Origin of the sequence: Paenibacillus nanensis, assembly GCF_003583765.1 — a bacterium.
GTDB lineage: Bacteria > Bacillota > Bacilli > Paenibacillales > Paenibacillaceae > Pristimantibacillus > Pristimantibacillus nanensis.
Map to the genome: position 1 here is coordinate 530,104 of NZ_QXQA01000001.1, position 23,333 is coordinate 553,436.

The following is a 23,333-nucleotide window of genomic DNA, read 5'->3' on the forward strand; positions in this document are numbered from 1 at the left end:
TAACCGATGAAAAAGTTCAGTTTTATGCTAGTCGCCCTAACCCTGTTCGCCATGATCGTATCATCCGCTGATCCGGCCGGGGCTGCTGATAGTCCCAATGCCCTGACGAACGGCGGCTTCGAAGAGGAAATGACGGGCTGGACGCTTGATCCCTCGTCCAATGCGTCGACCTCGTGGGCGAACACAACGAACCCGCATTCCGGAAGCTACGCGTTCAACTGGTGGGATGACGCCGAGTTTACGGTACAGGTCAGCCAGACCGTTACGGGACTGCCTGATGGGATATATAAGCTGGCAGCCTATTCGCAAGGCGGAGGCGGAGAAAGCAAGGCGCTGATTTTCGCGGAGTCGGGCGGTAGTAAGCTCAGTTCCAATTTCGCCAATACGGGGTATTTGAATTGGATCGAAACAACGGTTTCGAATATTGCGGTGTCCTCCGAGTCCGGCAGCGACGGGGAAGTGACAATCGGCCTCGAGCTTAACGGCTCGGCGGGGCAGTGGGGATCCATCGACGATTTCACTCTTGTGCGAGTCGGAGATTTAGACGCCGAGCCTGCGCAGATTACCGAAATTCGTCCTGTTACGATCGATACGCTGGTCCGCGAAACACCATGGCTTCCGGCAACGGTGACAGCCGTATACAGCGACGGCTCAACCGCAAGCCTGGCTGTCGCGTGGAGCGACTACGAGCCTGCGCTGCTCTCTACGGCAGGAAGCTTCCAGCTTACCGGTACGGTTACCGGCACGGAGCTGCAGGCGGAAGCGATGATTCGCGTCAACTATCGTCCGTACGACGTGAACGGAGACGGCAAAGTGGATATCGGCGACGCCGCGATCGTGTCCTATTACGCGGGAGCAGGCGCCGGTAACAGCGGATCGGAAGCGCAAGACTCGGACTTGAATAATAACGGAACGGTCGATGACGAGGATATCCGGTTAATCGTCGATAGGCTGTTGCAGCCGTAAGCAAAGCATCTTTGCACCGCCTCTTACATATAGAGGCGGTGCTTCCGCGTCTTTTTCCAAGCATGATGAACAGGGCGATTGTCCAATCCCGATTGACTCACTAGAATAGAGCTTAAACAAGAAGAAGCTGCAGCCCGGGGAGAGAGAAGTTATGCCAAGATCGAACCTGTTCAAAAAAATGATGGCGTTAATTGTGATTATGCTCATTTTAATCATGGGGTTATATATTTACTCCAACCGAACGAACGCCAATGTGCTTCGGGATGAATTGCATGAATCCAGCCGGAACCAATTGCAGTTTTTTCAGCATCAGGTCGACACAACGATTCAGTCGATCAGCTTATGGCCGAATTTGCTGCTGCACGACCCCGATATTTCGGCCCTTAAGGATATATTTGAAAGCCAGGAGCCGTATCTCGATTTAGACACGATCACGCTCGTAAAGCGGATTCAGCAGAAAATCAGCACCCAAGAAAACTCGCTGAATTGGGACAGCTCGCTTATGATCTACTCGCCTTCCCTGCGGCGCGTTATTACAGCCAGCGATGTGTCGAGCTATGACCATACGGATTTGAAAAACCGGTTGAAGCAAGGCTGGCAGGTGCAGCGGGTAGAGAACGAAAGCGGCGAAGTCGATTATGTCTTTTCGCTGATTACAGTAACGCCGTATTCTTCCTTCCATCGGCCGGAGGATGCCAATCTGATCATTGAAGTCCGATTTAACAGCAGCGATATTCAAAGAATGCTGGATACGTTTAAGGGCGACGGGGAACGCAATCCTTTCTATTATAATGAAGAATCGGGCATTATTTTCAACAGCCAATCCGATCCGGAAATGGCCGAAGAAATGGTCGGCTATTTGAACGGACTGCCGATGGAAAATTCGGAGCATCAAGTCGTAGAGATCGACGGGCAATCGTATCTGCTTAACGCGGAAGTATCCGGCACGATCGGCTGGACGCTGGTCGATTATTTGCCGCTTGCGCAGGTGATGGCTCCGATCGAGAAATCGAACCGGCTGTTTTATTGTTCGGTTGCCGCGCTGCTCCTTATGGGCATTATTGTCGCCTACATGCTGTACGCTCAGGTGCAGGTGCCGATGCGGCAGCTGGTTACGAGCTTTCAGAAGCTGAAGAACGAGGATTATTCGGTCAGGCTGCAGCCGAAAGGGAACAGTGAGTTCAGCTTTTTGTTCACGCGGTTCAATTCGATGGTGGCGCAGATTCAGGATTTATTCGGACGGGTATACCTGGAGAAAATCCATGTGCGGGAAGCGAAGCTGAAGCAGCTGCAATCACAGATCAATCCGCATTTTATTTATAATTGCTTTTCTTTTATATCGAGCATGGCCAAGCTCAAAAACTATGAGGCGATCGTCGCGATGTCTCAGAACCTGTCCCATTATTACAGGTACGCGACGCGGCAGGAACGCGAGCTTGTCGCCTTGTCCGAGGAGATGGATCTGCTCGTCCATTATTTGGACATTCAGCGGATGCGCATGAAACGGCTCAGCTATGAGGTGCATTTGCCGCCTTGGCTGAAGCGCCAGCCCGTGCCGCCGCTTGTTATACAGCCCCTTGTAGAGAACGCCGTTTTGCATGGCATTGAGCCAAGCTTGAACGCTGGACGGGTCATAATCAGCGCGGATGAAAAGGATGGACGCCTTACCGTAACGGTGGATGATGACGGCGAGGGAATGACGGAGAAGGAGATCGCGGAGCTCATGAAGAAGCTGTCGCTGCCAATGGACGAGGAGATGAGCTGCGGCTTATGGAATGTGCATCAGCGGCTCAATCTGCGGTTCGGGGAAGGCGCCGGGCTGACGCTGACGAGATCTCCTTTAGGCGGATTACGAGCGGCGTTGTCATGGCAGATCGGGGACAGAGATAGCAGTCAGGAGGAAAAACATGATTGAAGTGTTGCTGGTCGACGACGAAACGTATGTAACGGAAAGTATAGCGGCGACGATCCCTTGGGCGGAGCTTGGCGTTCAAGCGATTTATCAGGCGGCGTCACCATCCGAAGCGCTCCGCATTATGGAGGAGCAATCGATTGACATCCTGGTGACCGATATTCGGATGCCGGAGATGAACGGCTTGCAGCTTATTGAGCAGGTGACGGAGAGGTGGCCGGACACAAGATGTCTGCTGCTGACTGGGCATTCCGACTTTGAATACGCCAAAAAAGCGATTCAGCTGCAAGCCGTCGATTATTTGCTGAAGCCGCTGGACGATAACGCATTTATGAATAGCTTATCCTCCTGCATCGAGTCGTTGAAGGAAGAGTGGGAGAGAGCGGATAAGTATAACCAGCTCGTCTACACGATGAAGTCGGACTATAATGTCTTGAGGCAAAATTTGCTGCATGAGCTGCTGCTCGGCAGGCCGGGTTCCAGCGCTTCTGCGGCGGCGAAGCTGAATCAATACGAGGTGAAGGTCCGCATTGACGACTCGGCTCTGCTTATGGCCGTTCAGCTCGGCAAGCACTTCCGCGGAATGGATCATCAATCCGTCAGCCTCATGGAGTATGCGATCGGCAACATTGCGGAGGAAATATTTGCAGCGCCTTATCGGGTATGGCACGGCAAAGCGCCGCATGATTGTCTGGCGATTATCGTATCCGCCGATTCGGACGGAGACTCTTCCGTGTTCCGCAAAGAGAGGATTCGGGCGCTTGGGCTGCAGTTCCAGCAAAAAGTGATGGATTATTTGAAAGGCAGCATCGCCATCGTGTTTTCAGAATGGTTCGTCTTCCCGCAGGAGCTTGCGGGCATGTACCGAAGCGTGCTGGCCGCGATGTATCGTCTGCATCAGGAGGAGGCGTCGCTTCTATTTATGGAGGAAGTGCCGGAGAGGCAGCCTTCTGCCGCCAAGCTTGTCGAGGATTTGTACCGGCCTCCGACGCTTGTTCAGCTCTTGGAGTCCGGGCAATGGGACGGGGCCGCGGTCAAGCTTCATGCGCTGTTCGATGCGCTTGCAAGCTCTCACGCCACAAGAGAGCAGCTTTATGAAGTGTTTTTATCGGTATCGAACGCTTATCTCTACATCGCGAACAAACAGGGAATCGATCTTTACCGCGCCAATTCGGCAGGCGTCAATATGCTGATCGACCCTTCCATGATGCAATCGCCGGACAAGCTGAAAGCGTGGTCGGAGGATATGCTGAGCAGGCTGAGAAGCGAGCGGTACGATCACGAGAAGTACAATAAAAAACATATCATTAAGCAGGTGCAAGAGCTTGTCATGAGCGATCTTGGGGGAGAGACCTCCGTCAAGACGATTGCGGACAAGGTTTTCCTTCATCCGGTCTATTTATCGAAGATTTATAAAAGCGAGACAGGCGAAAGCTTGGGCGACTACATTATCCGCATGCGTATGGAGAAGGCGGTCTATATGCTGAAATCGACGAATAAGAAGATTTACGAGATTACGTCCGAGCTAGGCTATCAGAACCCGCAATACTTCAGCAAAATCTTCAAAAAATATTACGGCATGACGCCCAATGAATATCGGGATCAATAAGCGGTTAACAGATTGTGAAAGGTGCAGAAATGTTCGTATAGTGTCATAGGCGGCCCCTTATGCCTTCCCTATAATGAGAAGTGTAGAACAAACCATCTATCGCAAGGGGGAACGACAAAATGAAAGCCTTTACGAAAAAAGGGTTACTCCTCGCCGTTGCATGTATGATGCTCATATCGCTGCTTGGAGCATGCGGTAAAGCGGACAATGACGGCAATAACGCCGGCGCGAACAACGGCGGCGCCAACGATGCAGGCGAAACAGCAGAAACCGGCAACGGATACAAAGACAAATACGATCCGCCGGTTACGATTACGACAGTCTGGGGCGTTGACCCGGAGCTGAAATTCAAAAACGGCGAGACGATCGAAAACAATGTTGCGACGAAATGGGCGATGGATACGCTCGGCATCGAGATTAAATCGCTGTGGTCCGTAACGGATTCGAACAACGCCTTCGCAACGAAGATGCGTCTGGCGCTGACTTCCGGCGAAGAAATCCCGGATGTTGTCACAATCGGCGACGCTCAGCTGGCGCAGGATCTGATTGATTCGGGCTTGTTCCGCGAAGTGGGCTCGCTCTTCGATCAATATGCGAACGATACGTGGAAAGCCGCGATGGCGATCGACGAAAACGTATGGAACCCTTATACAAGAGACGGCAAGCGCATGGGTATTCCGGTGCTCGACTACGCGTATAACCATGACTACCTGCTGTGGATCCGCCAAGACTGGCTGGATAAGCTGAATTTGCAGGCGCCGAAGACGCTTGCTGAGCTTGAGACGGTGATGGAGAAGTTCAAGAACGAAAATCCGGACGGCTTGTCGCCGGATCAAGTCACTCCTTTAAGCATCGGCTTCAAAAACAAGATGAGCACGTGGATGGGCGACCCGTCGTGGGTGTTCGGCGCATACGGCACGCTGCCTGAGCAATGGAATGCGGGCGCGGACGGCAAGCTGGAATACGGCTCCATCAACCCGGGCATGAAGCAAGGCCTCGAGACGCTGAAGAGCTGGCACGATAAAGGCTACATCCCTCAAGAAGCCGCGTTGTGGGATGAGAACAAAACGGCTGAGCCGGCAGTTGCGGGCACGGCGGGCATTATCCCTGGACCTTACTGGATGAGCGGCTGGCCGCTGTCGGATACGGCGAAGAACGTTCCGGGCGCGGTATGGAAACCGTACGCGATTCCTGCGGGACCGGACGGCAAAGCGATGCGCCATGGCACGCACTTCACGAACGGCGTAACGCTGATCAGCGCGAAGATGGAGCATCCGGAAGCTTTGTTCACGTACCAGAACTATATGTTTGATAATTACGCGGATCCGAAGCCAGGCAGCGTATTCGATAACGGCCTGTTCAAAAACTACGACTACGATATTGCGGAAGACGGAACGCTGCTTCGTTGGGAGGATATTCCCGGCGGATACGTCAACTCGGTGCGTTACCTGCTCGTTCGCGACGGCGCACGTATTCCTGACGCGCAGATGAAGGCGCTGCTGAATCTGGCGGACGGTAAAGAAGCGACAACCCGCCTGGAGAAGGAAGTGCAGACGGCATACGGTCTGGAAACGCCTGGAGCGGCCAAGGTTCTTCTGTCGCAAGAAGATATTTCGTTCAAGAACATGTTCACGGGTCCTCCGACTGAAACGATGAGCTCCAAGCTGGATTACCTGAACAAGATCGAGCTGCAAACGTTCAATGAAATTATTTACGGCCAGAAGCCTGTTGACGCGTTCGACGATTTCGTCTCCACGTGGAAATCCGGCGGCGGCGACAAGATTACAGAAGAAGTGAACACTTGGTATGATTCCGTCAAATAAAAGCTGAGGCTAACGCCTTCCATTTGGGTTACGGATCCGAATGGAGGGCGTTTTTTTATTCGGCCGGCAGGAAGGGAAGGGGGCGCCCGCAAACATGTTGCAAACGTGCCATGAATATTGGTTTTGTGCGCTATCTGAGCCTATCCGGCGGTCTGTATACTTATAGCAAGACGTTATTAAAGAGTTTATGAGGGGGCTTAAGAATGAGAGGGTTCAAACGCAGTTGGCAGTTTCATCTTATGATATTGCCGTCTCTTCTTTTTCTGATCGTATTTGCGTACTTGCCGATGGCGGGCATTGTGATGGCATTTCAAGACTTTAAGCTGCTAGGCGGCGGTATATTCGGCTCTCCGTGGATCGGGCTTGAGAACTTTCGGACGATGTTCGAGCGCGAGGACAGCCTTCAAGTCATATGGAACACCTTTTTTATCGCGGCATTAAAAATTATTTTCAACCTCCTGGCGCCATTTACGTTTGCCATTCTGTTGAATGAAGTTCGCAAAGCGTTTTTGAGCCGGACGATCCAGACGCTTGTCTATTTGCCGCATTTTCTGTCCTGGGTCATTTTAGGCGGCATCTTGCTCAACATCTTGTCCACGGACGGCGGTCTTGTGAACCGGGCTCTAGGGGCGATCGGCATTGATCCGATTTTCTTCCTCGGCGAGGGCAATTGGTTCCGCTTCACCGTAATCGCATCGGAAGTGTGGAAGGAATTCGGCTATGGAACGATCGTATTCCTCGCGGCTCTAGCGAACATCAATCCTTCGCTGTATGAAGCGGCCGAAGTGGATGGGGCGTCGCGCTGGAAGCAGACGCTGCATATTACGATTCCTTCGCTTATTCCAATGGCGGTTGTGGTAGGCACGTTGTCTCTCGGCAATATTTTGAACGCGGGCTTCGACCAAATCTTCAACCTGTATAACCCGCTGGTCTATGAAAAAGGGGATATCATCGATACCTTCGTATACCGTACGGCGATTATGGAAGGCAAGTTCGGCTTTGCGACGGCAGTCGGGCTCTTCAAATCGATAGTCAGCATGGCTTTGATCGTCATCTCGTATCGAATCGCCTACAAGGTAGCCAACTACCGCGTGTTCTAGACTTCAACTGAAACGGAGTGAAATACGATGTATCACAAAACGGTTCCCTACCGGATTTTCAATCTATTCAACACGGCGTTCCTGCTGCTGCTTGGTCTGTTATGCGTGCTGCCGCTCATCCATGTGCTGGCTGTTTCGTTCAGCGCCAAATCGGCTGCAGATGCGAATTTGGTTAATTTGTGGCCGGTTGACTTTACAACGGTTGCTTACGAAAAAACGATCAATAATCCCGTCTTCCTGAGCTCCTTGTGGGTTGCGGTAAAACGGACGGTCATCGGAACGGTCCTGACGCTAGGACTTGCCTGTCTGGCCGCTTACCCGATGTCCAAGGAAAGCACGGTGTTCAAAGGCAGAAACGTCTACGCCTGGGTCTTCGTGTTCACGATGATTTTCAGCGGGGGCTTGGTGCCGTTCTATGTTGTCATTCAAAAGCTGGGGCTGATGAATAACTTTTGGGTTCTTATTCTGCCGGCTGCGGTTAACGTGTGGCTGACCATCCTGCTTTTGAATTTCTTCCGCGGGGTGCCGAAGGAGCTGGAGGAAGCGGCTTTGATCGACGGAGCGGGACATTTCCGCACACTGATTAGCATCTACTTGCCGGTATCGCTTCCGGCTCTCGCAACGCTTGGTCTGTTCAGCATGGTGTTCCATTGGAACTCCTGGTTTGACGGCCTGCTGTATTTGCATAACAAAGCGGATTACCCGCTTGCGACGTTTCTGCAGACGGTTATCGTGCAGAAGGATATGAGCTCGATGTCCATTAACCCGAAGGAGATGGAGCTGTTGTCGCAGAAGACGGTGAATGCGGCGCAAATTTTTTTAGGCGCTCTGCCGGTGTTAGTCATCTATCCGTTTCTTCAAAAGTTTTTTGTCAAAGGACTCGTGCTTGGCTCGGTGAAGGAATAGGGAGGGTTCGCAGCTTCTAGCGGGGCTGCTTTTTTTCTCGGACCGGAAATGGCCGCTTGATCTTAGGAAAGGGGAATGGGGATGGAGCAGGAGCAGGTTTTTATTAACGGAATGGATATTTCCTTTATTGACGAAGTGGAGAGCGAAGGCGGAAGCTACTTTTTGAATGGGGTCAAGGGCGATGTGATTGCCATCATGAAAGAAAGCGGGGTAAATGCCGCGAGACTGCGGATTTGGAACGAGCCGGTCGGCGGCTATTGCAATGTAGAGCGTACGATGAAGATCGCCCAGCGGATTAAGGCTGCGGGTATGCATTTCCTGCTTGATTTTCACTACTCCGACCGATGGGCCGACCCCGCGAACCAGTGGAAGCCGAAGGCTTGGGAAGGGCTTAGCTATGAGGATCTTTGCGAAGCCGTCGGGACTTATACGCGCGAAGTGCTTGTCATGCTGAAGGCCGCAGGCGCCGCTCCGGACACGGTGCAAATCGGCAATGAGGTTACGCCAGGCATGCTGTGGAACGACGGCAAGGTTGACGGCGAATACGACACGGATGAGCAATGGGATAAGTTCACTAGACTGCTCAAGTCGGGCATTCAAGGCGCCAAAGACGCGCTCCCGGATGTGAAAATTATGATTCATATCGACCGCGGCGGGGACCATGCTTCCAGCCGGAAGTTTTTCGACCGGATGCTGAAGCATGGCGTGGAATTTGATAGGATCGGCCAGTCTTATTATCCTTGGTGGCATGGCACGTTGGACGATTTGCGAAGGAATTTGACCGCTCTTGCGGAGCTGTACGGGAAGCCGATTAATGTGGTGGAGACGGCTTATCCTTGGACGCTGGAGAAGCCGGAGGGGATGCCGGTTATCGTGGAGAAGGACGAGCAGCTTCATGCCGGCTATCCGGCGACGGTCGAGGGCCAAGCGCAGTATTTGAGGGATTTTATTGCAATCGTGCGAGGCGTCCCGGGAGGTTTGGGCGACGGCTTCTATTGGTGGGAGCCGGCATGGATACCGTCGAAGAAGGAATGGTCGGTCGGTCATCCGAACAATTGGTCGAATCTAACCTTGTTCGACTTCCGCGGCGAGAAGCTGGCGTCGATGGATGTTTTGAAGGAGAAGGAAGCTTAATACACACGCACAAATTGAAGGAGATGGACATGATGACGAAACGATATGCGCCGATCAGCAGCAAGCTGCCGGTATTTATGCATGGAGCCGATTATAACCCGGACCAATGGCTGGATTCGCCGGAGGTGCTGGAGGAGGATATTCGGCTGATGAAGCTGGCGGGCTGCAATGTTATGGCAGTCGGCATTTTTGCGTGGGCGGCGCTGGAGCCTGAAGAAGGCCGGTTTGCATTCGGCTGGCTGGATCGCGTATTGGACCGTTTCGCCCAGGAAGGCATTTATGCTTGGCTCGCGACGCCGAGCGGAGCGCGGCCTGCCTGGATGTCGGAGAAATACCCGGAGGTGCTCCGCGTCGGAGCGAACCGGGTGCGCAACTTGCATGGCGCGCGTCACAACCATTGTTATACGTCTCCGGTTTACCGGGAGAAGGTCGCGGTCATGAACCGCAAGCTGGCGGAGCGGTACGCGAACCATCCGGCAGTGGTGGGCTGGCATATTTCGAACGAATATGGCGGAGAGTGCCATTGCGATTATTGCCAAGAGGCGTTCCGCGGCTGGCTGCAGAACAAATACGGCAGCTTGGACGCCCTTAACAAGGCATGGTGGACCACGTTCTGGAGCCATACGTATACAAGCTGGTCGCAGGTGGAATCGCCCGCTCCTCATGGGGAGAGCATGGTGCATGGCATGAATTTGGACTGGAAGCGGTTCGTTACCGACCAGACTGTCGACTTCTGCAAGCATGAAATCGCGCCGCTCCGCGAGATCAATCCGGATCTGCCGGTGACGGCGAATATGATGGATCTGTTCGAGGGTTTAGATTATTGGAAGTTTGCGGATGTGCTTGATGTCATTTCTTGGGACGCTTATCCGACTTGGCATGATCAAGGAGTGGAAGGCAATGAAGGGCGGCTCGCGGCTTGGTTCTCGATGAACCATGACATCTTCCGCTCCTTAAAAGGCGGCCGGCCATTTATGCTGATGGAGAGCACGCCAAGCTTGACGAACTGGCAGGGCGTCAGCAAGATGAAACGGCCAGGCATGCATAAGCTGTCTTCGCTGCAAGCCGTCGCGCACGGATCGGACACGGTGCAGTATTTCCAATGGCGCAAAAGCCGCGGCTCCAGCGAGAAATTCCACGGCGCGGTCGTCGATCACGTCGGCCACGAGCATACGCGGGTGTTCCGCGATGTGGCGGAGCTCGGCGCAACGCTTGGCAAGCTGACGGAGGTAATCGGGACAAGCGTTCCTGCGGAGGCGGCCATTATTTTCGACTGGGAGAACCGCTGGGCGGTGAAGGACGCGCAAGGTCCCCGCAACATGGGCATCCATTACGAGGAGACGGTGCTGCAGCATTACCGCGCCTTGTGGGAGAAGGGCGTGCCGGCCGACGTGGTTTCGATGGACGCGGATTTTTCGAAGTATAAGCTGGTTATCGCGCCGATGTTGTATATGGTCCGACCCGGCGTCGGCGAACGGATCGAGCGTTTCGTCGAACTTGGCGGTACGTTCGTCGGCACGTATTGGTCAGGTGTCGTCGACGAGAACGACCTTTGCTTCTTGGGCGGCTTTCCGGGCCCGCTGCGCAAGACGCTTGGCATTTGGGCCGAAGAAGCGGAGGGGCTGTACGATCACGACCGCAACGGCATCGCGCTGTCGGAAGGCAACGCGCTCGGCTTAAGCGGCACGTTCGAATCGCATGAGCTGTGCGAGCTTATTCATCTGGAAGGGGCCGAGCCGCTTGGCGTTTACACAGACGACTTCTACGCGGGCCGTCCGGCGCTGACGGTGAACAAGCTGGGCGCAGGCCGCGCGTACTACTTGGCGACGCGCGCGAAGGAGCCGTTCTACGACGCGTTCTACGGCGCAGTTGCCGCCGAGCTTGAGCTGGCACGGGCCGTAGAGAGCGAGCTCCCGGCTGGCGTAACCGCGCAGGTACGCACGGACGGCGAGCAGGACTACGTGTTCCTGCTCAACTTCAGCGGCAAGCCGCAGACGGTGGCGCTCGACAACCGCGCCTACACGGACATGGAGACCGGCGCCGCCGCAGGCCCCGAGCTCAAGCTCGCGACACATGGCGTGGCGGTGCTGAAGCGGGCAGCTCGGTAAGATACTTATTGCAGATTCCAAAATTTGTGGTATAATCATTTAAAAAATCACAGCGTGAAGAACACGCCGTTTATCCTATTTGGGATGAGCGGCGTTTTTTTTGTGCTTAGATGACGAGGAGGTCTGAATATGAGTAGCTTTGAAGTTGAATTCAAAAAGTTTGTGGAAGCCCAGAAAAAAGGTGCCAAAGGAAGACGTCTGGAAATGCTGCAAAAGGATATGACAGGGGAGAAGAAGCTTTTTCGTGAGCTGATTTGGCCAGTATTTCGATCGTTTGAAGGTTTTGTTATGCAGTATGAAATGATCGGGGCAAATGGGGTTACGATGTACATTGATGCCTTCTACGTACCGTTAGGTATTGCGTTTGAGAGTGAGGGGTTTGTAGCTCATGCGGAAAACATAACACGTGACCGGTTCGATTTTGAACGGTTTCGTATTCGAACAATGGCAAACAAGGGATATATTTATTTCCCCTACTCTTGGGATGAATTGAATAAAAAGCCCGAAGCTTGCAGGTCTAGTTTGTTTGAGTTGCTTGGTAAGCTTAGAGGGGCGAGTGAGGATTTATCCCTCTATGAAAGGACTGTCCTACAGTACGCTTCATATATTAACAGACCTATTCGCGTTTCGGATGTATGTGTATGCCTAGGTAAGGGAGAGGCGTTAAGCCGCAAAGTGTTAAAAGAGCTTCATTCAAAAAAGAAACTGAGGCCACTTCGTCCGGACAAGCTTCGTAACCATGCCTATGTATTGGAGAACGGCTTATGAGAAAGAAGCAGTCAGATGCGCGTTTGTGATGAAAAGGCGGTTACGGGCAGGCCCGAGTAAGAGTGGTGGTGCAGTAACGGCGAAAAAGGAGGTTACTGGCTCGGAGGGAGCAGCACAGATGCGCGATAGTGATGAAAAAAGCGGTTACTGGCAGGTCCGAGTAAGTTGGGCGGGGCAGTAACGGCGAAAAAGGAGGTTACTGGCTCGGAGGGAGCAGCACAGATGCGCGATAGTGATGAAAAAGGCGGTTACGGGCAGGCCCGAGTAAGAGTGGTGGTGCAGTAACGGCGAAAAAGGAGGTTACTGGCTCGGAGGGAGCAGCACAGATGCGCGATAGTGATGAAAAAGGCGGTTACGGGCAGGTCCGAGTAAGTTGGGCGGGGCAGTAACGGCGAAAAAGGAGGTTACTGGTTCGCAGCGAGTATCTCAGATTTGCAATAGTGATGAAAAAGGCGGTTACGGGCAGGCCCGAGTAAGAGTGGCGGTGCAGTAACGGCGAAAAAGGAGGTTACTGGTTCGTAGGGAGCAGCACAGATGCGCGATAGTGATGAAAAAGGCGGTTACGGGTAGGCCCGAGTAAGAGTGACGGCGCAGTAACGCCGATAAAGCAGGTTACAGTTCCCCCTTAACCGGGAATGAATAGGATGTACGGAGATGAATATGTTAGTTTTGTAAGTTCTCTGGCGGTTAAGGGAGGGGCGACGGGGATGGAGACATTGCTGAGAAAGCTGTTCCTGGCAATAGGGCTCAACAAGAGCGCGGCGAGGCTGATGAGGCGTTATGGGGCAAGGCTGGGGGCGGCGCGGTTTGTCGCGGGGACGGAGCTGCGGGATGCGGCCGAGGCGGTAAAGCGTCTGAACGATGAGGGCCTCCTGGCAACTGTCGATCACCTTGGCGAATTTGTCCGTCATGCGGAGGATGCAAAGCTTGCGGCTGACATGTGCCTGATGACGCTGGATTTGATCCATAACGAAGGGCTTCAGGCCAACCTGTCGTTGAAGCTGACAAGTCTCGGCCTCGATATCGACCCGGCGTTATGCGAATCGCATATGCGCGCGATCCTAAGCCGCGCCAACGAGCTGCGAATCTTCGTCCGGATCGATATGGAAGATTACGCGCATTGCCAGGCTGCTATTGACCTCTATCGCAAGCTGAAGCGCGACTACCCGAATTTCGGCATCGTGATCCAAGCCTACTTGAGACGATCGGAGCTCGACGTGCGGACGCTCGGGAGAAATGGAGCGAACTTAAGACTCGTCAAAGGAGCGTACAAAGAATCGCCTCAAGTCGCCTACCCCCTAAAAAAAGACGTCGATGAAGCCTTCGCCAAGCTCATTCGCATTCAGCTGAAGCAAGGCTATGCGGCGATTGCGACGCATGATGAAGCGATTATCGAACAATCGCTTCGCTGGATCGCGGATAACAACATCCCGAACGAAAAGTTTGAATTCCAAATGCTTTACGGCATTCGAGAAGACTTGCAGAAGCAGCTGGCGGACGAAGGATACCGCGTCCGAGTCTACGTCCCGTATGGGAAGGATTGGTTCGGCTACTTCATGCGCAGATTGGCGGAGCGTCCGGCCAACGTCTGGTTTCTGCTAAAGCATATGCGAAGAAAAAAATGATACGAATCAACGATGGCGACCAGCCGCTTTCTTCCCGGAAGAAGCGGTTTTTTTATTCAATTTTGTCCCTTTCTATCAAACTTATGAGCATAGTTGTCAATAATCCGTCCTAGATGATAGATTTCATTTCCGTTTTTTCGATTTTTTATAGATAATCGTTGCAAAGTATCATTTTTTGTTGCTTAGGCAAATAGAAAGCTCCGTTAGCTGTCCGATACAATAGACCTATCAACAGCAGCAAGGAGGAAACCTATGGCACAATCATCAACAGAACCAACGATTGCAGCATTAGACCGAAAGCCCAAGAAGAATAAGAACATTGTCGTCCGCATGTTCAAGCAATGGGATATTCAATTGATGGTGTGGCCGGGCTTACTGCTCGTTTTCGTCTTTTCCTATTTGCCGATGTATGGCGTTTTGACCTCATTTATGGACTACAGCATATTTACGGGAGGCAATATTTGGGCCAATCCGTGGGTTGGATTTAAGCATTTTAAAATGTTTTTCGAAGCCCCTGAATTTTTTGAAGTCATGCGCAACACGATTGTCATTAGCCTGCTGAAATTTGTAATCGGTTTCCCGGCGCCGATCGCCTTGGCGCTTATGCTGAACGAAGTCAGGCATATGGTTTTCAAACGCGTCGTGCAGACCATTACGTATCTGCCGCACTTTATGTCTTGGGTTATCGTAGCGGGTCTCACGATGGCGATGCTTTCGACGGAGAACGGCAGCGTGAACATGCTGCTGGAGAAGATCCGGCTTATCGATGAACCGGTCAACTTCCTATCGATAAAAGAATACTTCTGGTCGATACTCGTATCGGCGAATGTGTGGAAGGAGATCGGGTTCGGCTCAATCGTTTACTTAGCCGCCATCTCCGGCGTTGATCCGCATCTGTATGAAGCGGCGGATATCGACGGCGCAAGCAAATTTAGGCAAATCTACTTCATTACGATTCCTTCGATTTTGCCGGTTATTATCATTTTCATGATTCTTTCGATCGGCAACCTGCTGAACGCGGGCTTTGAAGATATCCTCCTTCTGGCAACGAATCCCGTGCTCCGGCCGGTCTCTGATGTTATAGACACCTACGTCTATCGCGTAGGGCTTTCAAACTTCCGTTATTCTTATGCCACAGCAGTAGGGCTGTTCAAAGCGGTGATCAGTATCGGACTGCTCACGATGGCGAACTATTTGGCCCGGAGATCCGGCAACAGCTTGTGGTGATCGAATAATGAATAACAGGGAGGCGAACGGCTTTGAAGCGACTAGGGTTTAGCGACCGAACCATGATTATCCTGATATATGTCTTTCTCATAGCACTGTCCTTCAGCTGCTTTTATCCGTTCTGGAACGCGCTTGTCGTATCCTTTAATCTCGGCATCGACACCTCCAAAGGAGGCGTGACGTTCTGGCCAAGGGCGTTCAGCTTGGAAAACTATGAGATCGTGTTCAAGGACGAACGTTTGATTAACGGTTTCTTCGTAACGGTAGGCCGGACGGTTGTCGGAACTTTATCATCGATTCTAATGACGGCCATTCTAGCCTACGGCATGACGAAGAGAGAGCTGATCGGCAGAAACTTTTATATGTTCTTCTTTGTGTTCACGATGTATTTCGGCGGAGGTCTCATTCCGACTTACTTGCTTATCAGTTCCTTGGGACTGATGAACAAATTCCTTGTGTTTATCATTCCCGCGCTCATCAGCGTATGGAACATGATCATATTCAGAACGTTTTTTAAAAGCCTTCCGGTAGGGCTTGAAGAATCCGCGCAAATGGATGGGGCTACGAATTGGGGGATCTTATTCCGAATCGTTCTCCCGCTGTCGGGGCCTGTTATCGCAACGCTTTCGCTGTTCACTGCGGTTGCGCATTGGAACGATTGGTTCGTGCCGAGCATTTATATTTCGAACGAAAAGCTGATTCCGATCCAAACGATGCTTCAACAAATACTGAACGCCAATATCGTAACGGAAATGTCCAGCAATTTAGATACAGCGTCTGCGGCGCGTATAGAAAGCCTGCGCACGGTTACAACCAAATCGCTCCGAATGGCGACCATGATGGTGGCCACCATTCCAATCGTGCTGGTGTACCCGTTCGTTCAGAAGTATTTTGTGAAAGGCGTGCTCATCGGCTCGCTGAAGGAGTAGGCTGACTACGGTTTAAAGCGATAGTAGCTTTGGACATAAAAACGACAATGAGAGGGGTAGTACAAGCATGACGAAAGTTAGAAAAACGACAATGCTTCTTGTATCCGCTATCCTCGTACTGGCAACAGTGCTTGCGGGATGCAGCTCGAACAACAACAAGAACGAGCCCAGCCCTTCGCCATCAAGCGAAGCCTCAAACACGCCAAGCAACAGCAATGAAACTCCGTCAGAGGCGCCTTCCGATGTATGGGAATTCGGTTCCGAACCGCTTGAATTCAGCATGTACGGCCACTACAGCTGGTACGATGTTCCGGCATGGGACAGCACCGTTGCGGGCAGATGGCTGAAAGAGAACAAGCAGCTTAACATCGTTCCGGTCTCCGCCGGAGGCAACCCTGAGCAGAAGCTGAGCACCATGATCGCTTCGCAGTCTCTCCCCGACGTAATGTGGATGGACCGCGGCGCGGACGTAGAAAGATTGCGCCAGGCCGGTATGCTTGTTCCTTTCGACGATTACTTGGATAAATACCCGAATCTGAAGACATGGATGGGGAAAGACCTCAACCTGCTTCGTTCCGAAGACGGCAAGCTCTATCAATTCCCGAACTGGTACACAGGCCGTCCGAACGGCAACGCCGGTTATGTCATCAACAAGAAGATCTATGAAGAGCTCGGTTCGCCGCCGCTTGAAACTACCGATGACCTTTACAATTACTTAACGGCTGTGAAAGCGAAATACGGCGATACCGTCGTGCCTTACGAGCCGCATCTGGCGAAAGACTTGCAAGGTCTCGGCGTGCTGTACACCGCATTCGGAGAAAATTATCTTTATTCCTACCTGAACGCAAGCCTTCGCGCTGTTCCGCAAGGCGAGCAATTAACGTCTCTCTTTACGGATCCGGTGTTCCGCGAGGCGATGAAATATATCGCGAAGCTGTACAGAGAGAAGCTGATCTCGCAAGACGCTTTCACGCAAACCGTAGACCAAATCGAAGAAAAAGTAATGCAAGGGCGCGTAGCGGTATTCGCTTCCTCCAGCCCGACGACGATCGCGATGCAGGCTCACCAAGAGCTGGCGAAGCAAGATCCGAACGCGGGATATTTCATGATCTGGCCGATCCACAAACCGGGCTTGGATAAAAATAAAATTTTCCCAGGCACATACACGGCATTGGGCTGGAACGTAAACGTCATTACGAAAAACGCGAAGGACCCTGAAAAAATATTCGCATTCCTTGACTGGTATACAGGTCCGGAAGGTCAATCCCTGTTGTTCTTCGGTCCGGAGGGCAAGAACTGGAAGGGCTTTGACGCTGACGGCCACCCGATCTTCACAGACCAATATGACGCGGCTGAGGTGCTGGAGCTTCAAAAAGCGCATGACCCGATCATGTGGAACGGCAACACAGGCTACATCGATCCAGCGAAAATGAAATATGAAGCGAAGCTTCCGCCGGAGGAGCAAAACTGGGCCGCTCGCTACCAAAGCACGATTACATGGCTTACGCAGGCGAACGCAACGGAATTCATTAACCTTGATCCGCTGCCGGACAGCGAGCTCGGTATCGTGAAGCAGCGCGTGGACGATATCTGGGATCAGGCGTATGCGCAAGCTGTAATGGCGAAGGACGATGCTGAAGTCGACTCGATTCTGGATAAAGCGGAGAAGGACGCGCAAGAGGCTGGATACGCGGATCTGCTCGCATTCCGTACGGAAGCTTGGCAGAAGAATAAAGCCATTATCGCCGGGAACTAGTTATTACAATATTCAAAAAATTATACCGAGAGGGTATACTGTAAAAAAGTATACCCTTTTTGGATTGTCATTGAGTAGACTTTATAACCTTTGCCGTATGAACAGCTCTTACTAGACGATAGACTTGGAGATGAGATACCCATGTATAAGGTTTTGCTAGTCGATGACGAGATTTTGGATTTAAGGGGCATGCAGACGTTTATTCCATGGGCTGAGCTTGGCATGGAGGTCGTTGCGGCCGTCACGAGCGGTTTTGCCGCAAGCGAGGTCATTGAGAGAGAAAGAATCGATATTCTCATTACCGATGTGCGCATGCCCAACATGTCGGGGTTGGAGCTTGCCCGGAAGGCGCTGGATATTCACGAGAAGATCAAAATTATTTTTGTAAGCGGATATCAGGACTTCCATTACGTCAAGCAAGCTTTATCTCTTAACGCTTGCAGCTATGTCGTGAAGCCGATGGATGATAACGAATTGATCGAATCGCTGCGTAAGCTCCGCGCCGAGCTGGACGAGGAGAAAAAGCTGCTCGAGACGGAGCAGCTGTACAAGCGCATGGTTCCGATGGCCAAAAATGAATATATGCTGCAATTGCTGGAGGGCTCTTGGAATCTGAGCACATCAGATTCGCTCATGGAGGAATACGGGCTCACCCAAATGCGTTGGCCGGTTCAGGTCGTCATCGCGGAGCGGGATGATTGGATTCGAATGAAAAATGCGAACGTAACGTTGGACGAGGCGGAGATGTCGAACGTTTTTTGGAGTGCGCTTCTAAGCAAATGCAAGAAGCTCGGCATCCGGCATTTTTGCCGGGTGACAGACCGGCGCATGGGGCTGCTGCTAGAGGCGGCCGTTCCTTTGGAGCAGCTCCGGCAGGAGCTGGGCAGAGATGCTTTGGAGGCTCCTTTTACGGTAACGATAGGGGTCGGAGAGGCCGTGCATACGCCGTATGCGCTGAAGGACTCGTATAAGAGAGCGCTGGCCGCGCTGGACTATAAAGTATTTTACGGAAAAGGAAAGGTTATACACCACGATGCTGTTCAAGCGTCGCAAATGAAGGATGTGCAGAGCCTGGACATCCAGCTCGACGCGTTGTTTGAAGCGATGACCAGCTATGATCTAGTGAAGGTGCACGATGAGCTGGGGATGCTGTACGGTCTTGCGAACAATATGCGGTCGAAGTTTTCGATTCAAAATTTTACGATTTTCCTGTTGATGAAGCTGGACGCGTACTTGCAGAAGAGCAACGAGGATTTGTTCCAAATGCTGAATTTGGATTTTAACAGCCTGGATGTGCTGCTTCAATATGAGACGATCGATGAGATTCATACGTGGCTGCGTTACCGGGTTTACGAGCTTTCGGAGCTGCTGCAGAACAAAAAACAGAAAAAAAACTGGAAGCTGGTTCAAGATATTGTGAGCGATGTGAAGCAGCGGCTGCATGAAAACATAACGCTTAAGGATGTCGCGGAGAAATATTCGTTCTCCCCCAATTATTTGGGCCAGATCTTTAAAGAAGAAATGAATATGAATTTCAGCGATTATGTATCGATGCTTCGCATGGAGAAGGCAGGGACTCTGCTTATGGAGACGAATCTGAAGGTGTATGAAATCGCGGGTCTGATCGGGTACCGTTACCTACCGTATTTCAGCAGGCAGTTCAAGGACTATCATGGCAAAACGCCGCTGGAGTACCGCAGAAAGCTATGAAAATGATGCGAAAATACCGGTATCTGCCGTTCGGCTATAAGCTGATGCTCTCTTATTGCGTATTTATTGTCATTCCGGTGCTTGTTATAGGGTATATTGCGAATTCCATCTACGTGAAGTCGATACGGGAGCAGATGGAGAGCAGCGCGAACGGAACGCTAAGCCAAATTAACGACAACGTTTCTTATAAAATCGAAGATTTGATTCGCGTTTCGGACTTTTTTTATTATGACCAGGCGTTAGCGGGCGCGCTGCGCAATTTCGAGATGGGCTGGGTAGGCTACGAGGCGACGACCAATTTGGTGCTTCCCAAAATTACGGCATACAAAGAGGCGTCCAGCATTAAGCTGTGGCTCTCGGTTTATATTCACAACCCTGATTTTCCGGAGATTTACCGGAACTACAGGGGGACCGATCCGCTGAAGCACCTGGAGAATCCTTACGATCTCTACCATATTACGCGAATCGAGAATAGAGATTGGTACCGGGACTTCCCCGAGGAATTATACGGGCAGACGATCGTGTGGAAGCAGGTTGAGGATGATGCTGCATTCGGCCGGATCTCCTTGCTGAGACGGCTGGTTAACGTGCAAGTTGCGGACAAGGTGGGAGAGATCGGATTTATTCGGCAAAGCGTCTATCTGTCGGATTTGTTCGAGACGGTGAATTATTCGAAAATCGGCAACGAAGCCACGATCTACATTAAAGATGCAAGCAACCGTGTCATGAGAGTTTCCGGCAATTCGATCTATCAAGTCGGGGATACGTGGAACGAGCAGGATTTTGCCGGTCATCTGATCATCGATAAAGTCATCCCGAAGCTGAACTGGAGCATCACCGCCGTTATTCCGAATACGATTTTTGAAAATAAGGTAAATGAGGTTCGCTGGCTGACGTTTTTGATTTGCTTCGTGTTTACGGTCGTATATTTTGTCTCGGGCGCGCTGATGTCCAACTACTTCTCGAGGAAAGTGAACAAAATCGTCTCCGTGCTGGACTCCTTCCAGGAGGGCAATTTCCACAAGCGGATTAATTTCAAAGGGAACGACGAGTTCAGCCAAATTTCCAGGGCGCTCAATGAGATGGGGCAAAATATCGGGGAGCTTATTCATAAGGTATATGTTGCCGACTTGGACAAAAAAGAGGCGGAGCTGGATATGCTGCAAGCCCAGATCAATCCTCATTTCTTATACAACACCTTATCGTCGATCAATCGGCTTGCCAAGTTCGGGGAGCTTGAGAAGCTGCAGCAAATGGTGATGGATCTTGCGAAGTTTTACCGTCTATCATTGAACGAGGGCCGCATTCTGCTGCCGATTGGCGAGGAGCTGGAGCAGGCCAGAGCTTATATCAATATCCAGAAGATTAAATATGAAGAGCGAATGGGCGTCACCTTCGATATCGATCCCCGGATTATGGAGTTTACGACGATCAAGCTGATCATCCAGCCTTTCATCGAGAACGTGCTGGAGCATGCTTGGTGCGCGGACCGCATTCATATCCGTATCGTAGGCACGCTTGAGGAAGATCATATTTTATTTAAAGTAATCGATGACGGCGTCGGCATAAGCGCGGAGCTGCTGCAGCAGATGAACGATCCGGAGGAGGGCACGAGCGTCGGATACGGCATCCGCAACGTCAACCAACGCATCAAGCTGTACTACGGCAGCGCGTACGGCGTAAGTTTATACAGCCGCTTAGGCATCGGCACGACGGTATCGATCAAAATTCCGCTCGCGAAAGCCGCGCCGCTGGCCGGATAAGGAAAAAGCATCCGTATGCGCAGGGCCGCTCGATCAGCGGTGCCCATGCCTATGCGGATGCTTTTCTTATGACGCGCTAAGCGTCTTCGTTGCCTTCGCGCGATCGCCGTGCCGAATGAACAGCCATACGCCGAACAGAATGAAGAGGCCGGCGCCAAGCTGATAGCCGGTCAGCGCTTCCTTCAGAAGAACCCATGCCAGGATGGAAGAGATAACCGGTTCGCCCAGCACGGACATGGAGACGGCGGTGGCATTCATATATTTCAGCAGCCAATTGAACAAGTAGTGGCCGAACAGCGTCGGCACGATCGCCAGCAGCAGGAAGATGCCCCATTCCTTCGCTTCGTAGCCGGTAAAGCGGTTGCCCTGCGCGACATTATAGAAGGCAAGGAAGGTAGCCGCAAACGCGAAGACCCAGAAGCTGTAAGGGAAGGAGTCGATCTTCTCCATCAGCTTCTTGCCGATCAGCACATGGATCGCGACGGCAACGGTGCCGAAGAACGATAACAAGTCGCCAAGCAGCGCGTCCCCGGACAGCTTGAAATCGCCTGCTCCGATAACGACCGAGCCGGCAATGGCGATTCCCATGCCGATGAGCATTACGCTGTTGGTTCTCGTACGGAACAGAAAGTAAGAGCCGACCATAACCATCACGGGCTCTAACGTCAGGATGACGGTCGAGCTGGCGACCGTCGTTAATCGAAGCGAGGCCATCCACAGCAGAAAATGCAGCGCCAGCATTGCGCCGGATGCAGCCAGCCATCCCCACTGGCGGGCAGTCAACCGAAACAGCACATGCCGGTATTTCCACGCGACGGGCAGCAGCAGAAGATTGGTTAAATACAGCCGGTACATGGCAATGACCGCCACATCCGCGTCCGACCATCGCACGAAGATCGAGGAAAACGAGATGGCGATAATGCCGATGACATACAGCAGTTCAATTCCGATAAAGCTTTTCGTGTTGTGATTCATCGATGTTGTTTCTCCCCATAACCCAATAAAATGTAATGCTTAATCATTTTTTGCCGGCTGATTCGGTTCATTAGCCGCCGCGGCTTTATTTTTGCCGGGAGGGGACGCTTTCGCGTTTTTTTTCTCCAGCTCCGCCATGAAGTACTCCTTCATCTCGGCTTCCTTGCGGGGATCGTCCAGCTTCACCTTATCCTTCAAGACATGCTCCGCGAACGATTCCCATGTCGGCTCGAGCTTCTGCGAGCGCAGCAGACGGATCGCATTCTTCACGAGCCTGCGCTCCTTCGCGTTGGTGAACAGATCCTTATAGTGCTGAACGTAACTGAAATCGAGCTGATCGTATATTTGACGGAAGATGTCGGCCGTCATCCGGGCATCGTCTAACGCGCGGTGGGCGGAGCCTTCCGAGGATAACCCGAGATCGGCAAGCGCCGCTTCGACGCTCACGTCGTTCGTTAAGCCTTTGACGCGCAGAAACCCCTTAAGCAGGTCGAAGTACGGGACGGCCAGCCAATAAGCGTCATCCAATTTATGCATTCGGGTATCGAGCACTATCCGCTTCAGATCTTCGCCGCCCCATGTAATGAGCATCGGCTGCTCGCTTTTGGAGAGCCACGCGAGGAAATCGCGGATCACCTTTGGGAATCCCTCGGCAGCATCGATGCTTTCTTGCGGAATGCCGGTTTTTTTCTGAATGAAAGAATTCAGCTTGGCGAAATACACAGGTTTAATGAAATCCGTAAATTCGTCTATCGGGTTCAAGGACGCGTCCAGGCGCACCGCGCCGATTTCGATGACTTCCATTGGCAGATCGCTGGCGAATTTGCGCCCATTAAATTCAATGTCGAGTACGATATAGTCCAAATCAACAACCTCCAATTTTGCTCGCAGTATCCATTCTAGCAGATTCGCAGCCGAAATGCGCAACGCTTATGCGCGGAAGCCGGAAACGTTATATAATTTTGGCCGGGATTCCATTATACTAGAGCCAAATAGCGGTTTTCGGAAGCGGAGGCGGAAGT

At 52.1% G+C, this 23,333-nt stretch carries 17 protein-coding genes; 15 read left to right on the forward strand and 2 right to left on the reverse strand.

Features of this window, described 5'->3' with window-relative positions:
• The first annotated feature begins 6 nt into the window (after positions 1–6).
• The 15 genes from D3P08_RS02250 (at position 7) to D3P08_RS02320 (ending at position 21,336) form a co-directional block, all read left to right on the forward strand.
• Positions 7–966 (forward strand): Ig-like domain-containing protein, encoded by a 960-nt coding sequence (locus tag D3P08_RS02250; protein WP_119597777.1) that lies wholly within the window; start codon positions 7–9, stop codon positions 964–966.
• 151 nt (positions 967–1,117) lie between these two features.
• A complete protein-coding gene (locus tag D3P08_RS02255; RefSeq protein WP_119597778.1) occupies positions 1,118–2,881 on the forward strand; it encodes a sensor histidine kinase in 1,764 nt (587 codons plus the stop codon).
• Complete coding sequence (locus tag D3P08_RS02260; protein WP_119597779.1) at positions 2,874–4,487, forward strand: response regulator transcription factor; 1,614 nt, start codon at positions 2,874–2,876, stop codon at positions 4,485–4,487. The genes D3P08_RS02255 and D3P08_RS02260 overlap by 8 nt, the downstream gene beginning before the upstream one ends.
• 119 nt (positions 4,488–4,606) lie before the next feature.
• Positions 4,607–6,310 (forward strand): type 2 periplasmic-binding domain-containing protein, encoded by a 1,704-nt coding sequence (locus D3P08_RS02265; protein ID WP_119597780.1) that lies wholly within the window; start codon positions 4,607–4,609, stop codon positions 6,308–6,310.
• A 203-nt stretch (positions 6,311–6,513) separates the two neighbouring features.
• The gene (locus tag D3P08_RS02270) at positions 6,514–7,410 is read left to right on the forward strand and encodes an ABC transporter permease (protein WP_119597781.1); all 897 of its coding nucleotides are present in this window, start codon (positions 6,514–6,516) and stop codon (positions 7,408–7,410) included.
• Between the two features lie 27 nt (positions 7,411–7,437).
• Complete coding sequence (locus D3P08_RS02275) at positions 7,438–8,316, forward strand: carbohydrate ABC transporter permease (RefSeq protein ID WP_119597782.1); 879 nt, start codon at positions 7,438–7,440, stop codon at positions 8,314–8,316.
• An 81-nt stretch (positions 8,317–8,397) separates the two neighbouring features.
• Positions 8,398–9,450, forward strand: a complete 1,053-nt coding sequence (locus D3P08_RS02280) for a glycoside hydrolase family 53 protein (RefSeq protein WP_240647212.1) — start codon at positions 8,398–8,400, stop codon at positions 9,448–9,450.
• Between the two features lie 32 nt (positions 9,451–9,482).
• Positions 9,483–11,558: a beta-galactosidase gene (locus D3P08_RS02285; RefSeq protein ID WP_119597784.1), complete on the forward strand. Its 2,076-nt coding sequence runs from the start codon at positions 9,483–9,485 to the stop codon at positions 11,556–11,558.
• Positions 11,559–11,687: 129 nt separating this feature from the next.
• Positions 11,688–12,326, forward strand: coding sequence for a hypothetical protein (locus D3P08_RS02290; RefSeq protein ID WP_119597785.1), 639 nt, complete (start codon positions 11,688–11,690; stop codon positions 12,324–12,326).
• A 707-nt stretch (positions 12,327–13,033) separates the two neighbouring features.
• On the forward strand, positions 13,034–13,951 hold the full coding sequence (locus D3P08_RS02295; protein ID WP_119597786.1) for a proline dehydrogenase family protein: 918 nt from the start codon (positions 13,034–13,036) through the stop codon (positions 13,949–13,951).
• 252 nt (positions 13,952–14,203) lie between these two features.
• On the forward strand, positions 14,204–15,178 hold the full coding sequence (locus tag D3P08_RS02300; protein WP_119597787.1) for an ABC transporter permease: 975 nt from the start codon (positions 14,204–14,206) through the stop codon (positions 15,176–15,178).
• Between the two features lie 32 nt (positions 15,179–15,210).
• Positions 15,211–16,107, forward strand: coding sequence for a carbohydrate ABC transporter permease (locus D3P08_RS02305; protein ID WP_240647214.1), 897 nt, complete (start codon positions 15,211–15,213; stop codon positions 16,105–16,107).
• A gap of 67 nt (positions 16,108–16,174) precedes the next feature.
• Positions 16,175–17,863, forward strand: coding sequence for an extracellular solute-binding protein (locus D3P08_RS02310; protein ID WP_119597788.1), 1,689 nt, complete (start codon positions 16,175–16,177; stop codon positions 17,861–17,863).
• Between the two features lie 141 nt (positions 17,864–18,004).
• The gene (locus tag D3P08_RS02315) at positions 18,005–19,573 is read left to right on the forward strand and encodes a response regulator (RefSeq protein WP_119597789.1); all 1,569 of its coding nucleotides are present in this window, start codon (positions 18,005–18,007) and stop codon (positions 19,571–19,573) included.
• Positions 19,570–21,336 (forward strand): cache domain-containing sensor histidine kinase, encoded by a 1,767-nt coding sequence (locus tag D3P08_RS02320; RefSeq protein WP_338068697.1) that lies wholly within the window; start codon positions 19,570–19,572, stop codon positions 21,334–21,336. The genes D3P08_RS02315 and D3P08_RS02320 overlap by 4 nt, the downstream gene beginning before the upstream one ends.
• A 66-nt stretch (positions 21,337–21,402) precedes the next feature.
• On the opposite strand, the gene D3P08_RS02325 is transcribed toward D3P08_RS02320, so the two are convergent.
• Together D3P08_RS02325 and D3P08_RS02330 are read right to left on the reverse strand one after the other, a co-directional pair.
• Positions 21,403–22,311: a DMT family transporter gene (locus D3P08_RS02325; RefSeq protein WP_119597790.1), complete on the reverse strand. Its 909-nt coding sequence runs from the start codon at positions 22,309–22,311 to the stop codon at positions 21,403–21,405.
• A gap of 39 nt (positions 22,312–22,350) precedes the next feature.
• A complete protein-coding gene (locus D3P08_RS02330; RefSeq protein ID WP_119597791.1) occupies positions 22,351–23,175 on the reverse strand; it encodes a 3'-5' exonuclease in 825 nt (274 codons plus the stop codon).
• Positions 23,176–23,333: the final 158 nt, after the last annotated feature.